Source organism: Rhodoferax koreense (assembly GCF_001955695.1).
GTDB classification, from domain to species: Bacteria; Pseudomonadota; Gammaproteobacteria; order Burkholderiales; family Burkholderiaceae_C; genus Rhodoferax_B; species Rhodoferax_B koreensis.
Window position 1 is genome coordinate 3,929,826 of sequence record NZ_CP019236.1, and the last position, 20,707, is coordinate 3,950,532.

General features: G+C 66.6%; 21 protein-coding genes. All 21 read right to left on the reverse strand.

All coding sequences use genetic code 11. The features are described from left to right. Positions 1-44: 44 nt before the first annotated feature. Positions 45-224 (reverse strand): hypothetical protein, encoded by a 180-nt coding sequence (locus RD110_RS18180; protein ID WP_076200867.1) that lies wholly within the window; start codon positions 222-224, stop codon positions 45-47. Positions 225-403: 179 nt separating this feature from the next. Further along, positions 404-1,627, reverse strand: coding sequence for a PLP-dependent transferase (locus RD110_RS18185; protein ID WP_157900240.1), 1,224 nt, complete (start codon positions 1,625-1,627; stop codon positions 404-406). Between the two features lie 73 nt (positions 1,628-1,700). After that, a complete protein-coding gene (locus RD110_RS18190) occupies positions 1,701-2,225 on the reverse strand; it encodes a phosphoribosyltransferase (RefSeq protein WP_076200870.1) in 525 nt (174 codons plus the stop codon). Continuing rightward, positions 2,219-3,574, reverse strand: a complete 1,356-nt coding sequence (locus tag RD110_RS18195) for an adenylosuccinate synthase (protein ID WP_076200871.1) — start codon at positions 3,572-3,574, stop codon at positions 2,219-2,221. The genes RD110_RS18190 and RD110_RS18195 overlap by 7 nt, the downstream gene beginning before the upstream one ends. Positions 3,575-3,596: 22 nt before the next feature. Further along, complete coding sequence (locus RD110_RS18200) at positions 3,597-4,748, reverse strand: ATP phosphoribosyltransferase regulatory subunit (RefSeq protein ID WP_076200873.1); 1,152 nt, start codon at positions 4,746-4,748, stop codon at positions 3,597-3,599. Positions 4,749-4,912: 164 nt separating this feature from the next. Then, the gene (locus RD110_RS18205; protein WP_076200874.1) at positions 4,913-5,101 is read right to left on the reverse strand and encodes a DUF2065 domain-containing protein; all 189 of its coding nucleotides are present in this window, start codon (positions 5,099-5,101) and stop codon (positions 4,913-4,915) included. Positions 5,102-5,110: 9 nt separating this feature from the next. Next, positions 5,111-6,025, reverse strand: a complete 915-nt coding sequence (gene hflC / locus RD110_RS18210) for a protease modulator HflC (RefSeq protein WP_076200876.1) — start codon at positions 6,023-6,025, stop codon at positions 5,111-5,113. Positions 6,026-6,034: 9 nt separating this feature from the next. Further along, a complete protein-coding gene (gene hflK / locus RD110_RS18215) occupies positions 6,035-7,465 on the reverse strand; it encodes an FtsH protease activity modulator HflK (protein ID WP_076200877.1) in 1,431 nt (476 codons plus the stop codon). Positions 7,466-7,485: 20 nt separating this feature from the next. Further along, complete coding sequence (hflX, locus tag RD110_RS18220) at positions 7,486-8,658, reverse strand: GTPase HflX (RefSeq protein WP_394329459.1); 1,173 nt, start codon at positions 8,656-8,658, stop codon at positions 7,486-7,488. A gap of 153 nt (positions 8,659-8,811) precedes the next feature. Next, on the reverse strand, positions 8,812-9,063 hold the full coding sequence (hfq, locus tag RD110_RS18225) for an RNA chaperone Hfq (protein ID WP_076200879.1): 252 nt from the start codon (positions 9,061-9,063) through the stop codon (positions 8,812-8,814). A 115-nt stretch (positions 9,064-9,178) separates the two neighbouring features. Then, positions 9,179-10,519 (reverse strand): ribosome biogenesis GTPase Der, encoded by a 1,341-nt coding sequence (der, locus tag RD110_RS18230; RefSeq protein WP_076200881.1) that lies wholly within the window; start codon positions 10,517-10,519, stop codon positions 9,179-9,181. Positions 10,520-10,539: 20 nt separating this feature from the next. Further along, the gene (gene bamB, locus RD110_RS18235) at positions 10,540-11,661 is read right to left on the reverse strand and encodes an outer membrane protein assembly factor BamB (RefSeq protein ID WP_076205231.1); all 1,122 of its coding nucleotides are present in this window, start codon (positions 11,659-11,661) and stop codon (positions 10,540-10,542) included. Beyond that, complete coding sequence (locus RD110_RS18240; RefSeq protein WP_076200882.1) at positions 11,661-12,335, reverse strand: YfgM family protein; 675 nt, start codon at positions 12,333-12,335, stop codon at positions 11,661-11,663. The genes bamB and RD110_RS18240 overlap by 1 nt, the downstream gene beginning before the upstream one ends. 13 nt (positions 12,336-12,348) lie before the next feature. After that, a complete protein-coding gene (hisS, locus tag RD110_RS18245; protein ID WP_076200890.1) occupies positions 12,349-13,656 on the reverse strand; it encodes a histidine--tRNA ligase in 1,308 nt (435 codons plus the stop codon). A gap of 92 nt (positions 13,657-13,748) precedes the next feature. After that, a complete protein-coding gene (gene ispG, locus RD110_RS18250) occupies positions 13,749-15,002 on the reverse strand; it encodes a flavodoxin-dependent (E)-4-hydroxy-3-methylbut-2-enyl-diphosphate synthase (RefSeq protein ID WP_157900402.1) in 1,254 nt (417 codons plus the stop codon). A 14-nt stretch (positions 15,003-15,016) separates the two neighbouring features. Beyond that, the gene (locus RD110_RS18255) at positions 15,017-15,886 is read right to left on the reverse strand and encodes a helix-turn-helix domain-containing protein (RefSeq protein ID WP_157900241.1); all 870 of its coding nucleotides are present in this window, start codon (positions 15,884-15,886) and stop codon (positions 15,017-15,019) included. After that, entirely contained in the window at positions 15,879-16,733 is an 855-nt protein-coding gene (pilW, locus tag RD110_RS18260) for a type IV pilus biogenesis/stability protein PilW (RefSeq protein WP_076200893.1), read from the reverse strand. The genes RD110_RS18255 and pilW overlap by 8 nt, the downstream gene beginning before the upstream one ends. Continuing rightward, positions 16,730-17,878 carry a dual-specificity RNA methyltransferase RlmN gene (gene rlmN, locus RD110_RS18265; protein ID WP_076200895.1) on the reverse strand — a complete coding sequence of 383 codons (1,149 nt, stop codon included), beginning with the start codon at positions 17,876-17,878 and terminating at the stop codon, positions 16,730-16,732. The genes pilW and rlmN overlap by 4 nt, the downstream gene beginning before the upstream one ends. Before the next feature lie 24 nt (positions 17,879-17,902). Further along, complete coding sequence (ndk, locus tag RD110_RS18270; RefSeq protein WP_076200896.1) at positions 17,903-18,328, reverse strand: nucleoside-diphosphate kinase; 426 nt, start codon at positions 18,326-18,328, stop codon at positions 17,903-17,905. A gap of 178 nt (positions 18,329-18,506) precedes the next feature. After that, positions 18,507-19,979, reverse strand: a complete 1,473-nt coding sequence (locus tag RD110_RS18275) for a pseudouridine synthase (protein WP_076200898.1) — start codon at positions 19,977-19,979, stop codon at positions 18,507-18,509. After that, positions 19,976-20,653 (reverse strand): SMC-Scp complex subunit ScpB, encoded by a 678-nt coding sequence (gene scpB / locus RD110_RS18280; protein WP_083686340.1) that lies wholly within the window; start codon positions 20,651-20,653, stop codon positions 19,976-19,978. The genes RD110_RS18275 and scpB overlap by 4 nt, the downstream gene beginning before the upstream one ends. Positions 20,654-20,707 lie beyond the last annotated feature (54 nt).

Here is a 20,707-nt window from a genome sequence, read left to right on the forward strand (position 1 = left end):
GCACAGGATGGGCCAGCGCACGCGCCGGCCCCCAGGTTAAGCGACTAGGGCTGCGTCGGCGGCAGACCGGATTCCTGGGCCTCGGTCGCGCCATCCTCCGCCTGGTCTTCGCTGCCGGGCTCGCCGGTCTTGCGCTCGGCCTTGGCCTTGAGCTTCTCTTCCTTTTTCTTCTTCTTGGCCAACTCTTTCTGGCGCTTCTCGTATCCGTAATTAGGTGTAGCCAAAGTGGTTCTCTTTCAAATAAGTGCGTGTCACTTTAACAGCTTGAGGCGGCCTGCCCTCACCCTGCCCGTCGATAGGGCGGCGCTGCGCGAACAGCGGCCATCACCGGGCGTACCACCAGCGTAACCCATCGGGGCGCCCATGCCAACAGGGTCGCCGACAGGAGGAACGGGCGAGCGGTTCAGCCGGCCAGCCGCATCAACGCCTGGGCCAGGTCGGCCTGCAGGTCGGCGGCCGACTCCAGCCCCACCGAGAACCGCACCAGCGTGCCGCGTTTCAGATGCGCAGGCCAGCGCGGCCGCATCTGGGCCAGTTCATACGGCACCACCAGGCTCATCGGCCCGCCCCAGCTGTAGCCGATCTTGAACAGCGCCAGCGCGTCGCAGAAGGCATCGACCTGGGCCTGGGTGTAGCGCTCATCGATGATGACGCTGAACAGCCCGGCAGCACCGCCCTCCTGCGCCGACCCCTCGGGCGGTGCGCACAGGGCTTTCCAGTGCGCATGCCCCGGCGAATCGGCCAGTGCCGGGTGCAGTACCTGGACGAACTCGGCGCGGCCCGTGGCCCATTTGGCCAGCGCCCGCGCCGTGGCATCGTGGGCACGGTAACGCAGCGCGATGCTCGGCAGGGAACGCAGCACGGTCTCGGTGTCGTTGCCGCTCACGCCCAGGCCAAGCCGCATGTGGCCGAGCTTCAGGCGCAGGTGCAGGCCGGGGTCGCGCGTGACGATGCTGCCCATCAGCACGTCGCCGCCGCCGCTCGGGTACTTGGTGAGGGCGTGCACCGAGATGTCGACGCCGAGGATTTCACCGCTGCCAGGCCGCAGGTCGAAGGCGTTGAAGGCCAGGCCCGCGCCCCAGGTGTTGTCGAGCGCGCTGGTCACACCGCGCGCGCGGCAGATGCGCTGCAGCGCCGGCAGGTCGGGGAATTCGAGGGTCACCGAGCCCGCGGCCTCGAGCCAGACCAGGCGCGTGCGGTCGGTGATCTTGGCGGCCAGGTCGTCCGGGTCCATGGCGTCGTAAAGGCGCGTGGTGATGCCCCAGTTGTGCAATTCGGCGTCGCACAGGCTCTTGTTCGGGCCGTAGGCGTTGTCGGGCAACAGGACCTCGTCGCCGGTCTTCAGGAGCGACAGCGCCACGGTGGCGATGGCCGCCAGGCCGCTGGGGGCCAGCAGGCACTGCCCGCCGCCTTCGAGCGCACACAGCCGCTCCTCGAGGATGAACGTCGTGGGCGTGCCGTGCAGGCCATAGGTGTAGCCCGACTTGTCCTTCCACTCGCGGTGGCGCATGGCGGCCACGTTGGGAAAGATCACGGTGGAGGCCTTGAACACGCCGGGCTGGGGCGCGGCGAAATCGGCCGGCGGCGTGTACGGATGGTGGATCAGGCTGGTGGAGACGTTGGTCATGGGCGGACTGCAAATGAAAAGCCGGGTCATGGCCCGGCTTCGTCGATTCAGGAGGCGAACACCGGTCGGATGTTCAGAGTTTCCACTTTTCCAGCAATTGCGCGGGCCGCAGCGCGTCATAGCCTTCGAACGGCTGGTGGATCCAGGGGTTGGTCGGCAGGAACTCGACCGAATAATCGGGTGTGAAGGTCGAAATGCCCTTGGTCCAGATGACGGCACTGCGCAGCTCGGTGATCGGCGCATAGTTGGTCTTGATCTGCTGGATCACGGCCTTGAGCGTGACACCGGTGTCGGCCAGGTCGTCGACCAGCAGCACCTTGCCGGCGATCTCGCCCTTGGGCGTGGTGATGAAGCGCGCGATGTCCAGGTTGCCCTGGCGCGTGCCCGCTTCTGCACGGTAGGAACTGGTGGACATGATGGCCAGCGGCTTGTCGAAGATGCGCGACAGGATGTCGCCGGGCCGCATGCCGCCGCGTGCCAGGCACAGGATGTTGTCGAACTCCCAGCCCGACTGGTGCACCTTCAGCGCCAGTTTCTCGATGAGGTTGTGGTACTCGTCGTAACTGACGTACAGGTGTTTGCCGTCTTCGGTCAGCATGGGGTGATCTCCGTCTGGTAGGGATGCTGCATCATGATCGTGTGGTCGCGGTCGGGGCTGGTGGAGATCATGGCGATCGGCACGCCGGTCACTTCCTGGATGCGCTGCAGGTACAGGCGCGCATTCTCGGGCAGCTTGTCGTATTCGGTCACACCGACGGTGGAATCGCTCCAGCCGGAGATGGTTTCGTACACCGGCACGCAGCGGGCGATGTCTTCTGCGCCCATGGGCAGGATGTCAATGAGTTCGCCGTCGAGCTGGTAGCCGGTGCAGAGCTCGAGTTTGTCCAGGCCGTCGAGCACGTCGAGCTTGGTGATGCACAGGCCGGTCAGCCCGTTGACCTGGGCGCTGCGCTTGAGCAGGGCCGCGTCGAACCAGCCGCAACGCCGGCTGCGGCCGGTGGTCACGCCTTTCTCTGCGCCGATGGTGCTCATGTGGTAGCCGGGCGTGCCCGGCTTCTCCCAGTCGAGCTCGGTGGGGAACGGACCACCGCCGACACGGGTGCAATAGGCCTTGGTGATGCCCAGGATGTAATGCAGCATGCCCGGGCCGACGCCCGAGCCTGCGGCCGCATTGCCGGCCACGCAGTTGCTGGACGTGACGTACGGGTAGGTGCCGTGGTCCACGTCGAGCAGCGTGCCCTGCGCACCCTCGAACAGCAGGTTGGCGCCGGCCTTGTGCGCGTCGTTCAACTCGCGCGAGACGTCGGCCATCATCGGCTTGAGCAGTTCGGCGTGGCGCATCGATTCGGCGTAGACCGTGTCGAAATCGATGGGCTTGGCATGCAGGAACTGCGTGAGCACGAAGTTGTGCAGTTCCAGCAGCTCGCGCAGCTTGGCGGCGAAGCGCTCGGGGTATTTCAAATCCTGCACGCGCAGCGCGCGCCGCGCGATCTTGTCTTCGTAGGCCGGGCCGATGCCGCGGCCGGTGGTGCCGATTTTCTCGGTGCCGCATTTCTCGCGCGCGAGCTCACGCGCGATGTCGATGGCCGCATGGAACGGCAGGATCAGCGGGCAGGCTTCGCTGATGCGCAGGCGCGAACGCACCTCCACCCCGGCTTTCTCCAGGCCTTCGATCTCCTCGAACAGCTTGGCCGCAGACAGCACCACGCCGTTGCCGATGTAGCACTTGACGCCGGGGCGCATGATGCCGCTCGGAATCAGGTGCAGCGCGGTCTTCACGCCGTTGATCACCAGCGTATGGCCGGCGTTGTGGCCGCCCTGGAAACGCACCACGCCCTGCGCGCTTTCGGTGAGCCAGTCCACCAGCTTGCCCTTGCCTTCGTCACCCCACTGGGTGCCCACGACGACCACGTTGCGGCCGGGAATCGATTTGTTTGCGGTATTCATGTCGGATCAACTCTTGGATATCTCAAATAACTTGCACGGTCCATTGCCCCGCCGCCTGTTGCAGCACGCGGTCGCAATGGAATTCTTCGATTTCGCTCTCGTGGCCCGGCAGCACGCAGACCACGGTTTCGCCCTGGCGGCGCAGCTCGGCGATCGCCGCGCGCAGATCGGCGGCGTCGCCCCAGGGGGCGCGGATCGCCGCGCGCAGCGGGCGCGGACCCACCACGCCCACGACCTGCTTGATGTCGACCAGGCTGAAGCCGACCGCCGGCCGGTTGCGGCCGAACACGGCGCCGACTTCGTCGTAGCGCCCACCGCGCACCAGGGCATCGCTTGCGCCTTGGGCGTAGATGGCGAAACGGGCGCCACTGTAGTAGGCGTAACCGCGCAGGTCGGCCAGGTCGAAGCTCACCCGGCCGTCACCGACCTCGGCCGCGAGCCGTTTCAACTGCGCCAGCGCCTGCCGGATCGCAGGGTTCGCAGGCAGGACCTTTTCAGCTTCGTTGAGCACGCTGGCGTCACCGTAGAGCGTGACCAGGGCCAGCAGGCCTTCCCGCGCGGTCTTGGGGAAATCCTGGCTCAACAGGGCCAGTTCGCTCGCATCCTTGGCCGCCAGCGCGGCGTGCAGGGGGCCGAGGCGACCCGGTGCCAGCGCCACGTCGGCCAGCAACGCACGCACGATGCGCGCGTCGCCCATGTCCACGGTCAGGCCCCGGACCTGGGTGGCGCGCAGGCAGTCGAGCGCGAGGTGCAGGATTTCGAGGTCGGCCTCGAGCCCGGCATGGCCATAGATTTCGGCGCCGAACTGCAACGGCTCGCGTGTCGCATGCGGCCGGTCGGGTCGCGTGTGCAGCACCGGGCCGCAGTAGCACAGCCGCGCCACGCCCTGGCGGTTCAGCAGATGCGCGTCGATGCGGGCGACCTGCGGCGTGGTGTCGGCGCGCAGGCCCATCATGCGGCCCGAAAGCTGGTCGACGAGTTTGAAGGTCTGCAGATCGAGCGCCTCGCCGGTGCCGGTCAGCAGCGATTCGAGATGCTCCAGCAACGGCGGCATGACCAGTTCGTAGCCATAAGCGCGGGCGGTGTCGAGCAGTTCACGACGCAGTTCTTCGATGTGCCGGGCCTCGGAGGGCAGAACATCGGCAATGTGATCCGGCAGGACCCAAGCAGACATGGAGTTTCGGGGGCTGTTAAAAAACGGATTTTACCGGGGGTTTGTGGCGCACCCCCAAGTCGCGCACTTCGTGTCGCTCCTCCCCCCCTGCAGGGGGCGATACCAGCGGCCTGGCAAAGCCAGTTCCGCGGTATCTCAGGAAGGATGCCGTGACGTCTTGGAGGTCAGGTCAGCAGCCACAGCAGGATCAGGCCGAGCAGCATGCTGCCAAGGCCGAAGAATCGGATCTGGCCGTCGGTCATCTGCAGGATCTGTTCGAACATGCGCCGCCAGCGCGGCGGCGAGAGGAAGGGGAGCAGACCCTCGATGACCAGCACCAGGGCCAGCGCCGCCCACAGGGTGTCGGCGTCCAAGCGGGCTTCTTATTTTCTGGCGGGGGCCGGGGCCGCATTGCCGCTGGCGCCACCGCCACGCATGGCCTTGAAGAAGTCGGACGACGACGGATCGAGCACCAGTACGTCGCTCTTCTTGTTGAAGCTGGCCTTGTAGGCGTCGAGGCTGCGGTAGAACTGCGCGAACTGCGGATCGGCACCGAAGGCATCGGCATAGAGCTTGGAAGCCTGGGCATCGCCCTCGCCCTTGATCTTCTGCGCGTCGCGGTAGGCGTTGGCAATCGTCACTTCACGCTGGCGGTCGGCGTCCGCGCGGATCTTTTCGCCTTCGGCCGCGCCGGTGGAACGCAGTTCGTTGGCCACGCGTTTGCGTTCGGCTTCCATGCGGCGGTACACCGATTCGGTGATGGCTTCCACGTAATCCACCCGCGTGATGCGCACGTCGATCACGTCGACGCCCCAGGGCTTGCTGCCCTTGACGACGTCGAGCACCTCACGCTTCACGTCGGCCATCAGCGCTTCGCGCTTGAGCGACAGCAGATCCTTCACCGTGCGGCGGTTGATCTCTTCCTGGAACGCGTTGCGCACCACCCGGTTGAGCTGGTTCGCACCGGCGCTTTCGTCCAGGCCCACGTTGCGGATGTATTCCGAAGGATCGATGACGCGCCAGCGCACGTACCAGTCGATCACCACGCGCTGCTTCTCGGCCGTGAGCATCGGCTCGGCATCGACGCTGTCCAGCGTGAGCAGGCGCTTGTCGAGGTAGGACACGTTCTGGAACGGCGGCGGCAACTTGAAATGCAGGCCGGGCTCGGTGATCACTTCCTTGATCTGGCCCAGGGCGTAGACGACGCCGAACTGGCGCTGGTCGACGACGAACAACATGGAGCTGAGCAGCGCCAGCACCACCAGCAGCGAAGACGCGATAAAACCGACTCGATTCAAAATAGTCTCCTAGCGCACGTCGCGCTCGCGCGAACGCGAGTTGTCACGCGTGCGGGCATCGTTGGAAAGGGCCGGCGGCAGGCTCGGCAGCGACGGCGTGCTGCCGGTGCCAGCCTGGCTGTCGAGAGTGCCCGAGGCGGTCGCCTGCTGGGCCGACTGCTGCATGATCTTGTCCAGCGGCAGGTACAGCAGGTTCGAGCCCTGGCGCGAATCGACGAGCACCTTGGTCACGTTGCTGTAGATCTGCTGCATGCTGTCGAGGTACATGCGGTCGCGCGTCACCTGCGGCGCCTTCTGGTACTCGGCCAGCACCGAGCGGAAACGCTGGGCATCACCATCGGCCTGGGCCACGATGCGGGCCTTGTAGGCGTCGGCTTCTTCCTTCAGGCGCGAGGCCGAACCCACGGCGCGCGGCACCACGTCGTTGGCATAGGCCTGAGCCTCGTTCTTCGCGCGTTCGCGCTCCTGGCCGGCCTTGAGCACATCGTCGAACGCGGCCTGCACCTGCTCGGGCGGCCGCACGCCGCTTTGCTGCAGGTTGATGCCGACGACTTCGATGCCGACCTTGTAGCGGTCCAGGATGGTCTGCATCAGCGTACGCACGCGCGGGCCGATCTGGTCGCGCTCCTCGGCGAGCGCCGAATCCATCTTCATCTTGCCGACGACTTCGCGCACCGCGGTCTCGGCCGCCTGCACCACCGCGCCGGTCGGGTCCTTGCTTTCGTAGAGGAAAGCCTGGGCGTTGTTCAGGCGGTACTGCACCGCGAACTTGATCTCGACGATGTTCTCGTCTTCGGTCAGCATCGCCGATTCGCGCAGCCCCGTGGCCTTGATCACCGAGTCACGGCCCACGTCCACCGAGCGGATCTGGCTCACGTAGACCAGTTCGTGGCGCTGGATCGGGTACGGCAGGCGCCAGTTGAAACCCGCGCCGACCGTATTCTTGTAGCGGCCGAACTGCGTGATCACCGCCTGCTGACCTTCCTGCACGATGAAGAAGCCGGTGCCGAGCCAGATCAGCACGACCACGCCGGCGATCAGGCCGATGCCGATGCCGGTGCTCTTCATGTCGGGCTGAAACCCCCCGCCGCCACCGTTGCCATTGCCGTTGTTTCCGTTGTTGCCGCCGAAACGGCCGCCACCCTTGCCGCCAAAGAGGCCGCCGAGCTTGCGGTTGAAGTCACGCCACAGCTCGTCCAGATCGGGCGGGCCCTGGTTGCCGGAATTCTGGTTACGACCGGGCTGGTTGCGCGGTGGCTCGGACGGCCGCTCGTTGTCCGGCCGGTTGTTGTTTTCCGGACGGTCTCGTCCATCGGAGGACTTGTCGTCACCACGACCCCAACGCGGATCGTTCAGGTTGAACATGCCTCGGATGCGGCCGCGCAACCCGACCCAGCCGGTCTGCCCGGCCCGGCCCAACGCCGGTGGAGTGATGTTCATGCGTTCAAGTCTCTCTGTTTTCATTGTCCAATTGTGCCCAATCGGGCATCGGCCTCAAGGAGTTCAGGGGAATGCTCGACCGTAGCGCCGACGGCAAGCTCCACCGGCACGGCTTTGGCCATTTCCGCGAGCTGCAGGCGCAGTGCAGCCAGCCCCTCGCCGTTCCTGGCGCTCACGAACAACCGGGGCACCTGCTGGCCATCGACTTCCATCGTGTCCTGCATCGTCAGCGGCCGGCGCTCGTCATCAAGGGCGTCGAGCTTGTTGAAGACCAGCAGTTGCGGCACCTCGCCTGCGCCGATTTCGCGCAGCACGGTCTGCACCTCCGCCATCTGCTCGGGAAAGCCGGGATTCGCGGCATCGACGACGTGGATCAGCAGGTCGGCGTCGGCGGCTTCCTGCAACGTGGCGCGGAAGGCGTCGATCAAGCCGTGCGGCAGGTCGCGGATGAAACCCACGGTGTCGGAGAGTGACACCGAGCGCCCCGCTTCGCCGAGGTACAGCTGGCGTGTGGTCGTGTCCAGCGTCGCGAACAGCTGGTCGGCCGCATAGGCGCGCGCCTTCACCAGCGCGTTGAACAGCGTGGACTTGCCGGCATTGGTGTAGCCGACGAGGGAAATCGTGAAAGCGTCGCGTCGCGCACGCTGGCGACGCTGGGTGCTGCGTTGTTTCACCACCTTGGCCAGGCGTTCCTTGGTGCGCTTGATCGACTCGCCGAGCATGCGGCGGTCGAGTTCGATCTGCTTCTCGCCCGGGCCGCCGCGCATGCCGATGCCGCCGCTTTGCCGCTCCAGGTGCGACCAGCGCCGCACGAGGCGCGTCGTGAGGTATTGCAGCCGCGCGAGTTCGACCTGCAGCTTGCCTTCGTGGCTGCGTGCGCGCTGGGCGAAGATGGTCAGGATCAGCAACGTGCGGTCGTTCACCGGCAACTCGATGTGACGCTCGAGGTTGCGCTGCTGCGCCGGGCTCAGGCTCTGGTCGAACAGGATTTCGGTGGCGCCGTGCATCTGGGCCAGCAACTTGATCTCGTCGGCCTTGCCGCTGCCGACGAACAGCGCGGCATCGGGGGCGCGGCGCTTGCAGCTGATGCGCGCCACGACGCGCATGCCGGCGGTTTCGGCCAGCAGGCCCAATTCGTCGAGTTCCGGGTCGTAGTGGGGCAGGCCCAGATCGACGCCGACCAGGATGGCCAGTGCCGTGGATTTTTCGGGCCCCTCGGATGAACCTTGGGACGAACTTTGGGGCGAACTCAAATCAGGTGCGGGTCAGGTGGGTGTTTTGCGAGAGTCCAAAAGCGCGAACGCCGCAATGGGCGTTCGGCTAGGGGAAGGGAGCGCGGCTGGAGATCAGCTGCCTGCCTCGGTCGCGGCATCTTCGGCGGTCGAGAAATTCACGGCACGGCCTGGGACGATGGTGGAGATGGCGTGTTTGTAGACCATCTGGGTCACGGTATTGCGCAACAGCACAACATATTGGTCAAAAGACTCAATCTGGCCCTGGAGCTTGATACCGTTGACGAGGTAAATCGACACCGGCACATGTTCGCGACGCAGGGTATTGAGAAATGGGTCTTGCAAGAGCTGCCCTTTATTGCTCACGATATTCTCCGTGTTGTGAAGTTGTTAATGAAGAACAGACCTTACCACAGGGTTAGCAGGACTTGCGTTCCACCCCGTAAACCCCTAGCAAATTTATTGAGACTCTGCCAGTCCTCTACTTGTCTTTATCGGTAAAAGGGTTCGCAGATGTCTTCATTTCGATACGCAGCGGCGTGCCGACGAGGTTGAATTCCTTGCGGAACCGGCCCTCGAGGAAGCGTTTGTAGGCGTCGGTCACGTGCTCGAGCGAATTGCCGTGGATCACGATCACCGGCGGATTCATGCCGCCCTGGTGCGCGTAACGCAGCTTGGGGCGGAACATGCCGGCGCGCTTCGGGCTCTGGAACTGCACGGCCTCGAGCAGCAGCCGGGTCAGCACCGGCGTGGACATCTTGCACGTCGCGGCCTTGTGCGCCTGCAGGATCGAGGCCCACAGCGGACCCAGGCCCTGGCGCTTCTCGGCCGAGATGAAGTGCATCGAGGCGAACTTCAGGAAGGCCAGCCGGGTTTCGATGGAACGCTGCACGAGTTCGCGCTGGTACGCATCCACCGCGTCCCATTTGTTGACAGCAACCACCACCGCCCGGCCACTTTCCAGCACGTAGCCGGCGATGTGGGCGTCCTGATCGGTCACACCTTGCGTGGCATCGATGAGCAGCAGCACCACGTTGCAGGTCTCGATGGCCTGCAGCGTCTTCACCACCGAGAATTTCTCGATGGCCTCGAAGACCTTGCCGCGGCGGCGCAGGCCGGCCGTGTCGATGAGCTCGAAACGGTGGCCGTTGCGTTCGAACGGCACGGTGATCGCGTCGCGCGTGGTGCCCGGCATGTCGAAGGCCACCAGCCGCTCCTCGCCGAGCCAGGTGTTGATCAGCGTGGATTTGCCGACGTTGGGCCGGCCGGCCACGGCCAGCTTCGTGACACCGGCGTCGATGCCGGCTTCTTCCTCGTCCTCGTCGGGCAGGTTCAACGGCGCCAGCGCCAAGTCGACCAGGCTGCGGATGCCCTGGCCGTGCGCGGCGGAAACCGGATACACCTCACCCAGGCCGAGTTCGTAGAAGTCGGCCAGCTGATGGCCCTCGGTCATGCCCTCGGCCTTGTTGGCCACCAGCACGCAGGGCTTGCCCAGGCGGCGCAGGTAGTTGGCAATGTCGTGGTCCTGCGCGGACAGGCCGGCGCGGGCATCGACCACGAAGATCACCACATCGGCCTCGGCCACGGCCTGGCGCGTCTGCTTGGCCATCTCCTTGTAGATGCCACTGGTGGCATCGGGCTCGAAGCCGCCGGTGTCGATGACGATATATTCGTGTTTGCCCTGGCGGCCATTGCCGTAGTGGCGGTCGCGCGTGAGCCCGGCGAAGTCGGCCACGATGGCGTCGCGCGACTTGGTCAGCCGGTTGAACAGGGTGGATTTGCCGACATTGGGGCGCCCGACCAGGGCGAGAACAGGTTTCATGAAGTGGGAGTTAACCGGCGTTATTCTGGTTGGAAGCCAAAGATGCCGCCGTTGCGAGTGACCACCACCACGGTGTCTCCCGCAAGGACGGGCGCTGCCGCGATCGGCGAGCCGTCCGTGGTGAGTCGAGTCAGCGGGGAACCGTCCTCGCGCGAGAGAAAATGCACCAGGCCGGTGTTGTCGCCGACGGCCACGGAACGGCCCACGGCCAGCGGCGCGGTGAGCACCCGGTATTTGAGGTGGTCGGTGCTCCAGGCGGATGTGCCGTCGGCACGTTGCCAGGCCACGACCTTGCCATCGCCTTCGGAGCCGAACACCAGGCGGTCGTCGCCGGAGATGCCCTCGAAACCGACCGACGGCTTGGTCCAGACCAGCGTGCCACGCGTCGTGTTCACGCAGCCGACGTTCGACTGGAACGCGCGCGCGCAAACCACCTCGCCCACCCGGCTGGTATGCCCGACCAGATCGACCAGGCGCTCCACGTCGTTGGTGCCGCGTGGCGCGGCGATCGGTGCCTCCCAGCGCACGCTGCCGTTGCCCGGGTTCAGGCCGACCATGCGGCCGGACAAGCCCGCCACCAGGGTGTCGCCCACGGCCATCAGCACGCCGCCCTGTGACAGCACCAGCGGCTCGCCGGTGCGCGTCTGTGTCCACAGGCGGCGCCCGCTCTGGCCGTCGAAGGCCGAGACCGAACGGTCGGCGGCCAGCAGGAACACGCGGCCGCCGGCCACGAAGGGCGCGGTGAAGGCCTGGGCGTTGAGTTTCTGGCGCCAGATTTCCTTGCCGGCCTCGATCGTCACCAGCTCGTTGCCGGTGGTGACCACGGCCGAGAGCCGGCCGTCGCTGCCCACACCCGCGGACAGCGGCGTGCCGACCGCCAAGCGCCACAGCTCGCGGCCGGTGCGGGCGTCGAGCGCCGCCACGTTGCCGTTGACGCTGGCCAGCGTGACGGTGCTGCCCTGCACGTTGACGTCGAGCGGGAAGGAGACTTCGCCGATCTTCGCGCTCCAGGCCTGGCGCACGCCAAGCAGCGCCACGTTGGCCGGCAGTTCGGCAGGCTTGGGTTTGTTGCTGGAACAGGCCGCCAGGGCCGCGGCCAGGACGAGCGCGGCTGACACCCGGGCAAAACGCTTGTTGAACATCACTTCTTGGTCTCCGTGGAGGTCGTCGCGCCGCGCGGATCGACCCCGAGTGCGTTGAGCTTGATTTCGACGAGGCGGCGGTAGTCGCTGCGTTCCTCGAATGCGGAGTAGGCCTTCTGGTATTCGGCGATGGCTTCGGCCTTCTTGCCCTGCAGCGCGAAGACGTCGCCGCGGCGGTCGGCCACCAACGGCGCGTATTCCGCCGGGAAGGTCGCGGAAAGCTGCTTGAGCGCATCGTCGTAGGCCTTGGCCTCGACGTCGACACTGGCCAGCCGCAGCCGCGCCATCGCCTGGTAACCCTCGTCGGAGGCCTTGTCCGCCACCCAGGTGAGCGCGGCCTTGGCCCCGTCCACGTTGCCCTTCTCGAACAGGCCCTTGCCCGCCAGCAGGCCGGCCTGCTGCGCATAGCTGGTGCCGCCGAACTTGTCCTTCATGTCGGTGAAGGCACGTTCGAGCCGGGCCGCGTCGCCGGACTGCGCGGCGCGGTCGACCTCGTCGAACATGGCCGAGGCCTGGGCGGCCTGCCGGCTGTTCCAGTAGTTGTAGAAGTTCCAGGCGGCGAAGGCGCCGAGCACGGCGATCAGCAGCCAGCTGATGAGATTGCCGTATTGCTTCCAGAAGTGCTTGATCTGGTCAAGCTGTTCTTGTTCTTCGAGGTCGAGATGCGTTGCCATGAGGGTTCCAGAGTCAAGTCGGTGATTGTAGGGTTTGTAGTTTCGGCGCCCAGGCGGCCACATCGGCCAGGGATTCGGTGCGCTGCGCACCACCGGCCTCGGGGCCGTCGCGCAGCGATTTGACGGTGACCTCGCCACGCGCGAGCTCGTCGCCGCCGAACACCAGCGCATAACGCGCCCCGCTGGCGTCGGCCTTCTTGAACTGCGACTTGAAGCTGCCCAGGCCATCGGCCGTAGCCGCATGCATCTGCACCCGCAGGCCCGCATCGCGCAGTTGCTGCAGCGTGCGCAGCACCACCGGCATGGCGGCCGCGTCGGGCACCACGGCATAGACGTCGGGCACCGGCGCCGGCACGGCCGCGCCCTGCTCCTTCACGAGTTCGAGCACGCGCTCCACCCCCATGGCCCAGCCCACCGCCGGCGCGGGTTTGCCGCCCATCTGGGCGATCAGGTCGTCGTAGCGCCCGCCGGCGCAGACCGTGCCCTGCGCACCGAGGCGGTCGGTCACGAATTCGAACACCGTGAGGTTGTAGTAGTCGAGCCCGCGCACGAGGCGCGGGTTGATGGTGTATTCGACGCCGTTGGCATCGAGGATGGCGCGCAGGCCGTTGAAATGCGCAAGCGACGCCGCGCCCAGGAAGTCGATCAGTTTCGGCGCGGCTTCCACCACGGCTTTCATCGCCGGGTTCTTGGTGTCCAGGATGCGCAGCGGGTTGCTGTGCAGCCGGCGCCGGCCGTCTTCGTCGAGCTGGTCGGCGTGTTGCTCGAAATGGGCGATGAGCTCGATGCGGTGCGCCGCCCGCTCGGCCGGCTGGCCCAGGCTGTTGAGCTCGAGCCGCACGTCGGTCAGCCCGATGGCCTTCCACAACGACGCCGCCAGCAGGATCAGTTCGGCGTCGACATCGGGCCCCGCAAAGCCCAGCGCCTCGGCGCCAATCTGGTGGAACTGGCGGTAGCGGCCGCGCTGCGGGCGTTCGTGGCGGAACATCGGGCCGGTGTACCAGAGGCGCTTACCGCCGTCGTACAGCAGCGAATGTTCGGTGACCGCGCGCACCACGCTGGCGGTGTTCTCCGGGCGCAGCGTGAGCTTTTCGCCATTGAGCTTGTCCTCGAAGGAATACATCTCCTTCTCGACAATGTCGGTCACCTCGCCGATGCCGCGCACGAACAGCGCGGTGTGCTCCACGATGGGGGTGCGGATGTTGCGGTAGGCGTAGCGCGCCATGATCTCGCGTACCGTGCCTTCGAGCCACTCCCAGCGGGCGGACTCGGCCGGCAGGATGTCGTTCATGCCTTTGACGGCGCTCAGTTTGTCAGCCATGTTCTTGGTATTGCTATTTGATTCATAGCTGCCTGCGCAGATGTGAACTGCGCGGACGGCACTTTGGGATGTCAACCGGCGGCAGGCCGGATTCAGGCCGTGGCGGCGGCGCCGAAGCGTTTCTCGATGTAGTTCTCGACCAGCGCCCGGAAGTCCTGCGCGATGTTGTCGCCGCGCAGGGTCACGCTTTTCTCGCCGTCGATGTAGACCGGCGCGGCCGGCGCCTCGCCGGTGCCGGGCAGGCTGATGCCGATATCGGCGTGCTTGCTTTCGCCCGGGCCGTTGACGATGCAGCCCATCACCGCGACCTTCATCTTCTCCACACCGGGGTAGCGGGCACGCCACACCGGCATCTGCGCGCGCAGGAAATCGTCGATCTCCTTGGTCAGTTCCTGGAAGGTGGTGCTGGTGGTGCGACCACAGCCGGGGCAGGCGGTGACGCTGGGCACGAAGCTGCGCAGACCGAGCGACTGCAGGATCTCGGAGGCGATCACCACCTCCTGCGTGCGCGCTTCGCCGGGCTGCGGCGTGAGCGAGACGCGGATGGTGTCGCCGATGCCGTCCTGCAGCAGGATGCCCAATGCCGCCGCCGAGGCGACCGTGCCCTTGGTACCCATGCCGGCTTCGGTCAGGCCGAGGTGCAAGGCGTACTTGCAGCGCTGGGCCAGGGCCCGGTAGACCGAGATCAGGTCCTGCACGCCGCTGACCTTGCACGACAGCAGGATCTGGTGCGCCGGCAGGCCGATGTCTTCGGCGCGGCGCGCGGATTCGATGGCCGAGGTGATCAGCGCCTCGTACATCACCGACTTCGCATCCCAGGGCGTGCGGCGACGGCTGTTCTCGTCCATCATGCCGGCCAGCAGTTCCTGGTCGAGGCTGCCCCAGTTCACGCCGATGCGCACGGGCTTGTTCCAGCGGATCGCGGCCTCGACCATCTGGCCGAACTGCTTGTCGCGCTTGTCGCCCTTGCCGACGTTGCCGGGGTTGATGCGGTATTTGGACAAGGCCTCGGCGCAGGCCGGCACCTCGGTGAGCAGGCGGTGGCCGTTGTAGTGGAAATCGCCGATCAGCGGCACGTCGATGCCCATGCGGTCGAGCTGCTCGCGGATGTAGGGCACGGCGGCCGCGGCCTCGGGCGTGTTCACCGTGAGCCGCACCAGTTCCGAGCCGGCCAGCGCCAGCTCCTTGATCTGGATCGCGGTGCCGATGGCGTCCACCGTGTCGGTGTTGGTCATCGACTGCACCCGCACGGGCGCACCGCCGCCGACGGTGACGACACGCTCGCCCCAGCGCACCTGGGCCTGCAGGGTGTCGCGCTGCACTGGTGCAACGGGCTCGATTGGAATCGGTTGGTCGTCCACTACTTCACCTCGAAACGTGCAACGTTGACTTTGGTCATCGGCTTGATGTCCAGCGGCTGGCCGCGCACCTGCACCTGCACCTCGTCGGCACGGCCGACGACGACGGCCAGCGGCGGCGTGCCGTCGAGCTGCACGGTCTCGCCGGGTTTGACGACGCGGTTCAGCCCCACCACGCCCTTGGCGTCGGTGACCTTGACCCAGGACTCGCCCCTGGCGGTGACGGCGAACAGACCGGCTGCGGGCACGGCGATCGCCGGAGCCGATGCGGCCAGTGCCGGAGAGGATTCGGCGGGCGCCGGGGTTTCCACCACCGGTACGGAGGCCGGCTCCTGGGGCGCGGCGGCCGTGGGGTCCATCAGGGGCGGAGGCGGCGGCTCGTTGGCCACACTGGTGTCCTCGTGCATGCTCGGCCAGACCAGCAGCAGCACGGCGCCGACCAACAGCGCCATCACGGCCATCACCGCCGGGCTGAAGAGGCGGCCACGCGCGGCGAAGCTGGGGCCGTCGCCGGGCGGGCGGAACGGCGTGTTGATCGACGGCGCCTCCACGCCCATGCGGGCGGCCGCGTTGCGCGGCAGCAGTTCGAGCACGGGGGCCGGATCGAGCTTGAGATTGCGGCAGATGGTCGCGGCCAAGCCGCGCGCGAAGGTCACGTCGGGCAACAGGTCGAGCCGGCCGGCCTCCAGGGCTTCGAGCTTGGCCACCGGCACCTTCAGCGAAAACGCCATGGCCGCGACATGCAGGCCATGCGCCTCGCGCGCCTCGCGCAGCAGCGCGCCGGCGTGCACGGCCGAGGCTGCCGCATCCCCAGTCATCCGGGCGCCCTGCCCTGCGTCACCCGCCGTCGTTGCATCGGCCAACTCACTCATTGAATGCTCTCCGCTCGTAGGACGCCATTTCTTTCGACTGGCCGAAACGCTTTCTCAATTGCTCGGCGAGTTGCCGCATGGCCTCGTCATTCTGCATCTGGCGCTCGACCTTGATGCCCAGCCACAGCGACTCCGCATTGGCCAGTTCGGAGTTGTTGATGCGGCGGATGTAGAACTGCGCGCGCACCAGCTCGCCGCGCTGGAACAGCAGGCTCGCCAGGTTGAAGCCGGTGATCGGGTTGCCCGCGTCGAGCTCGTAGGAGCGCGCCAGGCTGCGCTCGGCGTCGGCGAGCCGGCCCGCGCTCTGCTGGCACAGGCCCTGCGCCATGAACGTCTTGGCCCGGCCGCCATAGGTAGGGTTGGCGAGCGCCTGGTTGAACAGCTGGTCCGCGTCGGCATAGCGGCCCTGGGTGCATAGCAACCAGCCGTAGTTGTGCAGGCCGTTGGCCTCGCGCGGATTCAGCGAAATGGCACGCTGGAAACTGTCCTCGGCCAACCTGGGATCGTTGAGCCGCATGTAGATCAGGCCGCGCAGGTTGTAGGCCTCGGAGAAGCTCGGGTCGATGTTGAGCGACTGTTTCAGCTCGTCGAGCGCCACCGTGGTCTGTCCCTGCTCGAAATAGCCGACAGCCAGCTGCAACCGCACGCGGGCACGCTTGCGGGCTTCCGGCTCGTCGGATTCGGTCATCAGGTCGGGCCGGTTCTCGACCGGCTGGATGCGCGGCGCCGGCGTCATCGGCGCGGGGCCGGTGGTGGTCGTGGTGCAACCCGACAGCGCGCCCAGGCACCCGGCGAACATGCCGGCCCACAGCGGCATCCATCCACGAATTGTTGTCGCCATCCTCATGAGTCCTTGATCGCCGCCGTCTCGGGCGCGGCTTGTTTGAGCATGATGGTGCGCTGCTGCGCCATGCGGGAGGCCACGCGGGTGCGGTCCTTCACGTCGCCGGCGAGTTGTCCGCAGGCGGCGTCGATGTCGTCGCCGCGCGTCTTGCGCACCGTGGTGACGATGCCCGCATCGGCCAACATTTTGGAGAAGGCTGCGACGCGTGGTGCGGGCGAGCGCAGCAGGCCCGACGCGGGAAACGGATTGAACGGAATCAGGTTGAACTTGCACCAGACGCCGGGCCGGCGATGCCGCTGCACGAGTTCGATGAGTTGCTGCGCATGCTCGGGCGTGTCGTTCACGCCGTCGAGCATGCAGTATTCGAAGGTGATGAAGTCGCGCGGCGCATGGTCGAGGTAGCGGTTGCACGCGTCCATGAGTTCGGCCAGCGGGTACTTCTTGTTCAGCGGCACGAGGTTGTCGCGCAGCGCGTTGTTCGGCGCATGCAGCGACACCGCCAAGGCCACCGGGCAGTCGTTGCCGAGCCGGTCGATCATCGGCACCACGCCGGAGGTGGACACGGTGACCCGGCGCCGCGACAGGCCGTAGCCGTGGTCGTCGAGCATCACGCGCAGCGCGGGCACCAAGGCGTTGTAGTTCTGCAGCGGCTCGCCCATGCCCATCATGACCACGTTGGAGACGATGCGTTCGTCGCGGCCCAGGTGCTTGCGCAGGAAATGTTCGGCGAACCAGAGCTGGGCGACGATTTCGCCCGTGGTCAGGTTGCGGCTGAAGCCCTGGTGGCCGGTCGAGCAGAAACGGCAACCCACGGCGCAGCCGGCTTGGGAAGAGATGCAAAGCGTGCCGCGGTCGTCTTCAGGAATGAAAACGGCCTCGACCGCATCGCCAGCACCCACGTCGAACAACCACTTGATCGTGCCGTCGGTGGATTCGTGCTGGCTGATGACACGCAGGCCCTCGACATGGGCCGCGGTCTTGAGTTTGCCGCGCAACGACTTCGCCAGATCGCTCATCTGGTCGAAATCGGACGCGCCGCGCTGGTGGATCCAGCGGAACAGCTGCGTCGCGCGGAAGCGTTTTTCTCCGAGCCGCTCGCAGAATGCGGCCAAGCCTTCTAGATCGAAGTCGAGCAGGTTGGCCGTCATCGCATATTTGAGCGGGGCAGCCGCTTAGCGGGAGAAAACGTTGAGGCCGGCGAAGAAGAAAGCGATTTCTTGAGCGGCGGTTTCAGCGGCGTCGGAGCCGTGCACGGCGTTGGCGTCGATGCTGTCGGCGAAGTCGGCGCGGATCGTGCCGGCAGCAGCCTTCTTGGGGTCGGTGGCGCCCATCAGGTCACGGTTCTTCAGGATGGCGTTCTCGCCTTCCAGGGCCTGGATCATCACCGGGCCGGAGACCATGAAATCGACCAGATCCTTGAAGAAGGGACGTTCCTTGTGCACGGCGTAGAACGCTTCGGCTTCACCGCGCGACAGGTGGGCCATGCGGGCGGCCACAATCTTGAGGCCGGCGGCTTCGAAGCGGGCATAGATCTGACCGATGACGTTCTTGGCGACAGCGTCGGGCTTGATGATGGAGAGGGTGCGTTCGATGGCCATGGTGTTTTCCTGAGCTTGAGTTAATTAGTTTGCTTGAGTTTTTTCGATTTTTTGCCAATGAAGCAAAGCCTGCGATTTTAACCGTTCAGGGTTTTCCCCCGATGAATGCCCACGCGAGACAGGGGCATCGGTCCAAGCGGCCGCGCGCGCCGGGCGCGGGCCGCATCGATTCCTGATTTCAGCGGCCGCGGTTGCCGCCGCCACCGCCGCGGCGCGGGCCACCACCGAAGCCGCCGCCTCCGCCTCCGCCATTGCCGCCACCGTTACCACCGCCTCCGCGGCGCGGTCCGCCCTGGCCCGGCGGGCCCTGGCGCTGGCGCGTGAAGCTGTCGGCGCCGATGTAGCCGAAGGCGGTCTTCATCGGATCAGGCTGGCCACCACCGCCACCACCGCCCTGGCGCTCGCCACCGTTGTTGTTGCGCGGCTTCTGGCCGCCACGGCCGCCGAGGCTGGACGTGTTCAGCGGATTGGGCTGGGCCGGGCCGGCCGTGCGCGACGGGCTCGGGCCACGGCCGCCGCGGGTGCGCTGCTTGCGCGCCGGGCCGCGGCCATCGCCGGGGGGACCGCCCGCACCCTTCGGACCGTGCGGGTTCGGGGGACGGCCTCCGCCCTTCGGACGAACCACGTTGCCGTCTTCGTCCAGTTGCTCGCGAGGGGCGTTCGCGGCCTTCAACAGCGCCTGGATGTCCCTGTCGTCAAGTTCCATCCAGGCGCCGCGTTTCAGGCCGCGCGGCAGCAGCATGGCGCCATAGCGGATGCGGATCAGCCGGCTGACCGCATGGCCCACGGCCTCCATCATGCGGCGCACCTCGCGGTTGCGGCCCTCGGAGATGGTGACGCGGTACCAGCAGTTCGAACCTTCGCCGCCGCCGTCCTCGATCGAGCCGAACTGCGCCATGCCGTCGTCGAGCTTGACGCCGTCGAGCAGGCGCTGCTTTTCTTCCTTGTTGAGGGCGCCGAGCACACGCACGGCGTATTCGCGCTCGAGTCCGAAGCGCGGATGCATCAGCTGGTTGGCGAGTTCGCCGGAACTGGTGAACAGCAGCAGGCCTTCGGTGTTCAGGTCGAGTCGGCCCACCGATTGCCATTTACCCTGGAACAGCTTGGGCAGCTTGCGGAACACGGTGGGCCGGTTCTGCGGGTCGTCGTTGGTCACGACTTCGCCGACCGGCTTGTGGTAGGCGATGACGCGCGGCGGCGGCGGGTCGATGCGCACGCGGATCGGCTTGCCGTTGACCTTGACCTGGTCGCCGAACTGGATGCGCTGGCCGATGTGCGCCGGCTCGTTGTTCACCGAGATGCGGCCTTCGGTGATGAGTTGTTCCATCTCCAGCCGCGAACCCAGGCCGGCCTGGGCCAGCACCTTGTGCAGCTTGGGTGTTTCGGCCTGCGGCGCCAGCACACGTTTGGCGAGCACGACCTCGGGGCTTTCTTCGTCGGCATCGAACTGGCCCGACACCACGGCCTCGAACAGGTTCACATGGCCGGCCTGCGCCTGGCGCACGGGCGCGGGGGCGTCGAAAGCGGCGGCCTCGAGAGATTCGACCGGCTGAACCACGGCCTCGGTCGGCGCCGAATCCGCTGCGGGCGCTGCGCCCTCTTCGGCGCCGGGAAGGGGATGCGGCAGATCGCCGACAGGGGTATCGTTCATTGTGGTGCCTGGGTCGCGGGAGGGTCTTCCCCCCCGGGGATATCGGAAGGAATGGATTCGCTTGGCGTCGTGTCGGCCAGGGATTCGGCCTGGCCGTCGATCGGCAGGTCGGCCTGCCCGTCTTCGGCCCGCGTGAGCGAGGCCAGCAGGTCGGCCCGCTGCTGCGGGTCGTCGGAGACGGGCAACTGGTCGAGCGAGTCGATGCCGAGGTCGTCGAGGAACTGGCGCGTGGTGGCGAACAGCGAGGGCCGGCCCACGGTTTCGCGGTGGCCGATGACTTCGATCCAGCCGCGGTCCTCGAGTTGCTTGATGATCAGCGAGTTGACGGTGACACCGCGGATGTCCTCGATGTCGCCGCGCGTCACCGGCTGGCGGTAGGCGATGATGGCCAGGGTCTCAAGCACGGCGCGGCTGTAGCGCGGCGGCTTCTCGGGATGCAGGCGGTCGAGGAACTCGCGCAGTTCGGGCCGGCTCTGGAAGCGCCACCCGCTGGCCACGCTGACCAGCTCCACCCCGCGGTGGGCCCATTCGTTCTGCAGATCGAGCAGCAACGTCTTGAGCGTGTCGGCGCCGAGCTCATCCTGGAACAGCACCCGCATGTCGCGCACGGGCAAGGGCTGCGGTGAACATATCAGCGCAGCTTCGAGGACGCGTTTGGCCTCTGCCGTATTCATGGTTCGACTATTTCGGGAAAAGGCACCTGGGGTGCGGATCTGTAGCGGTACTGG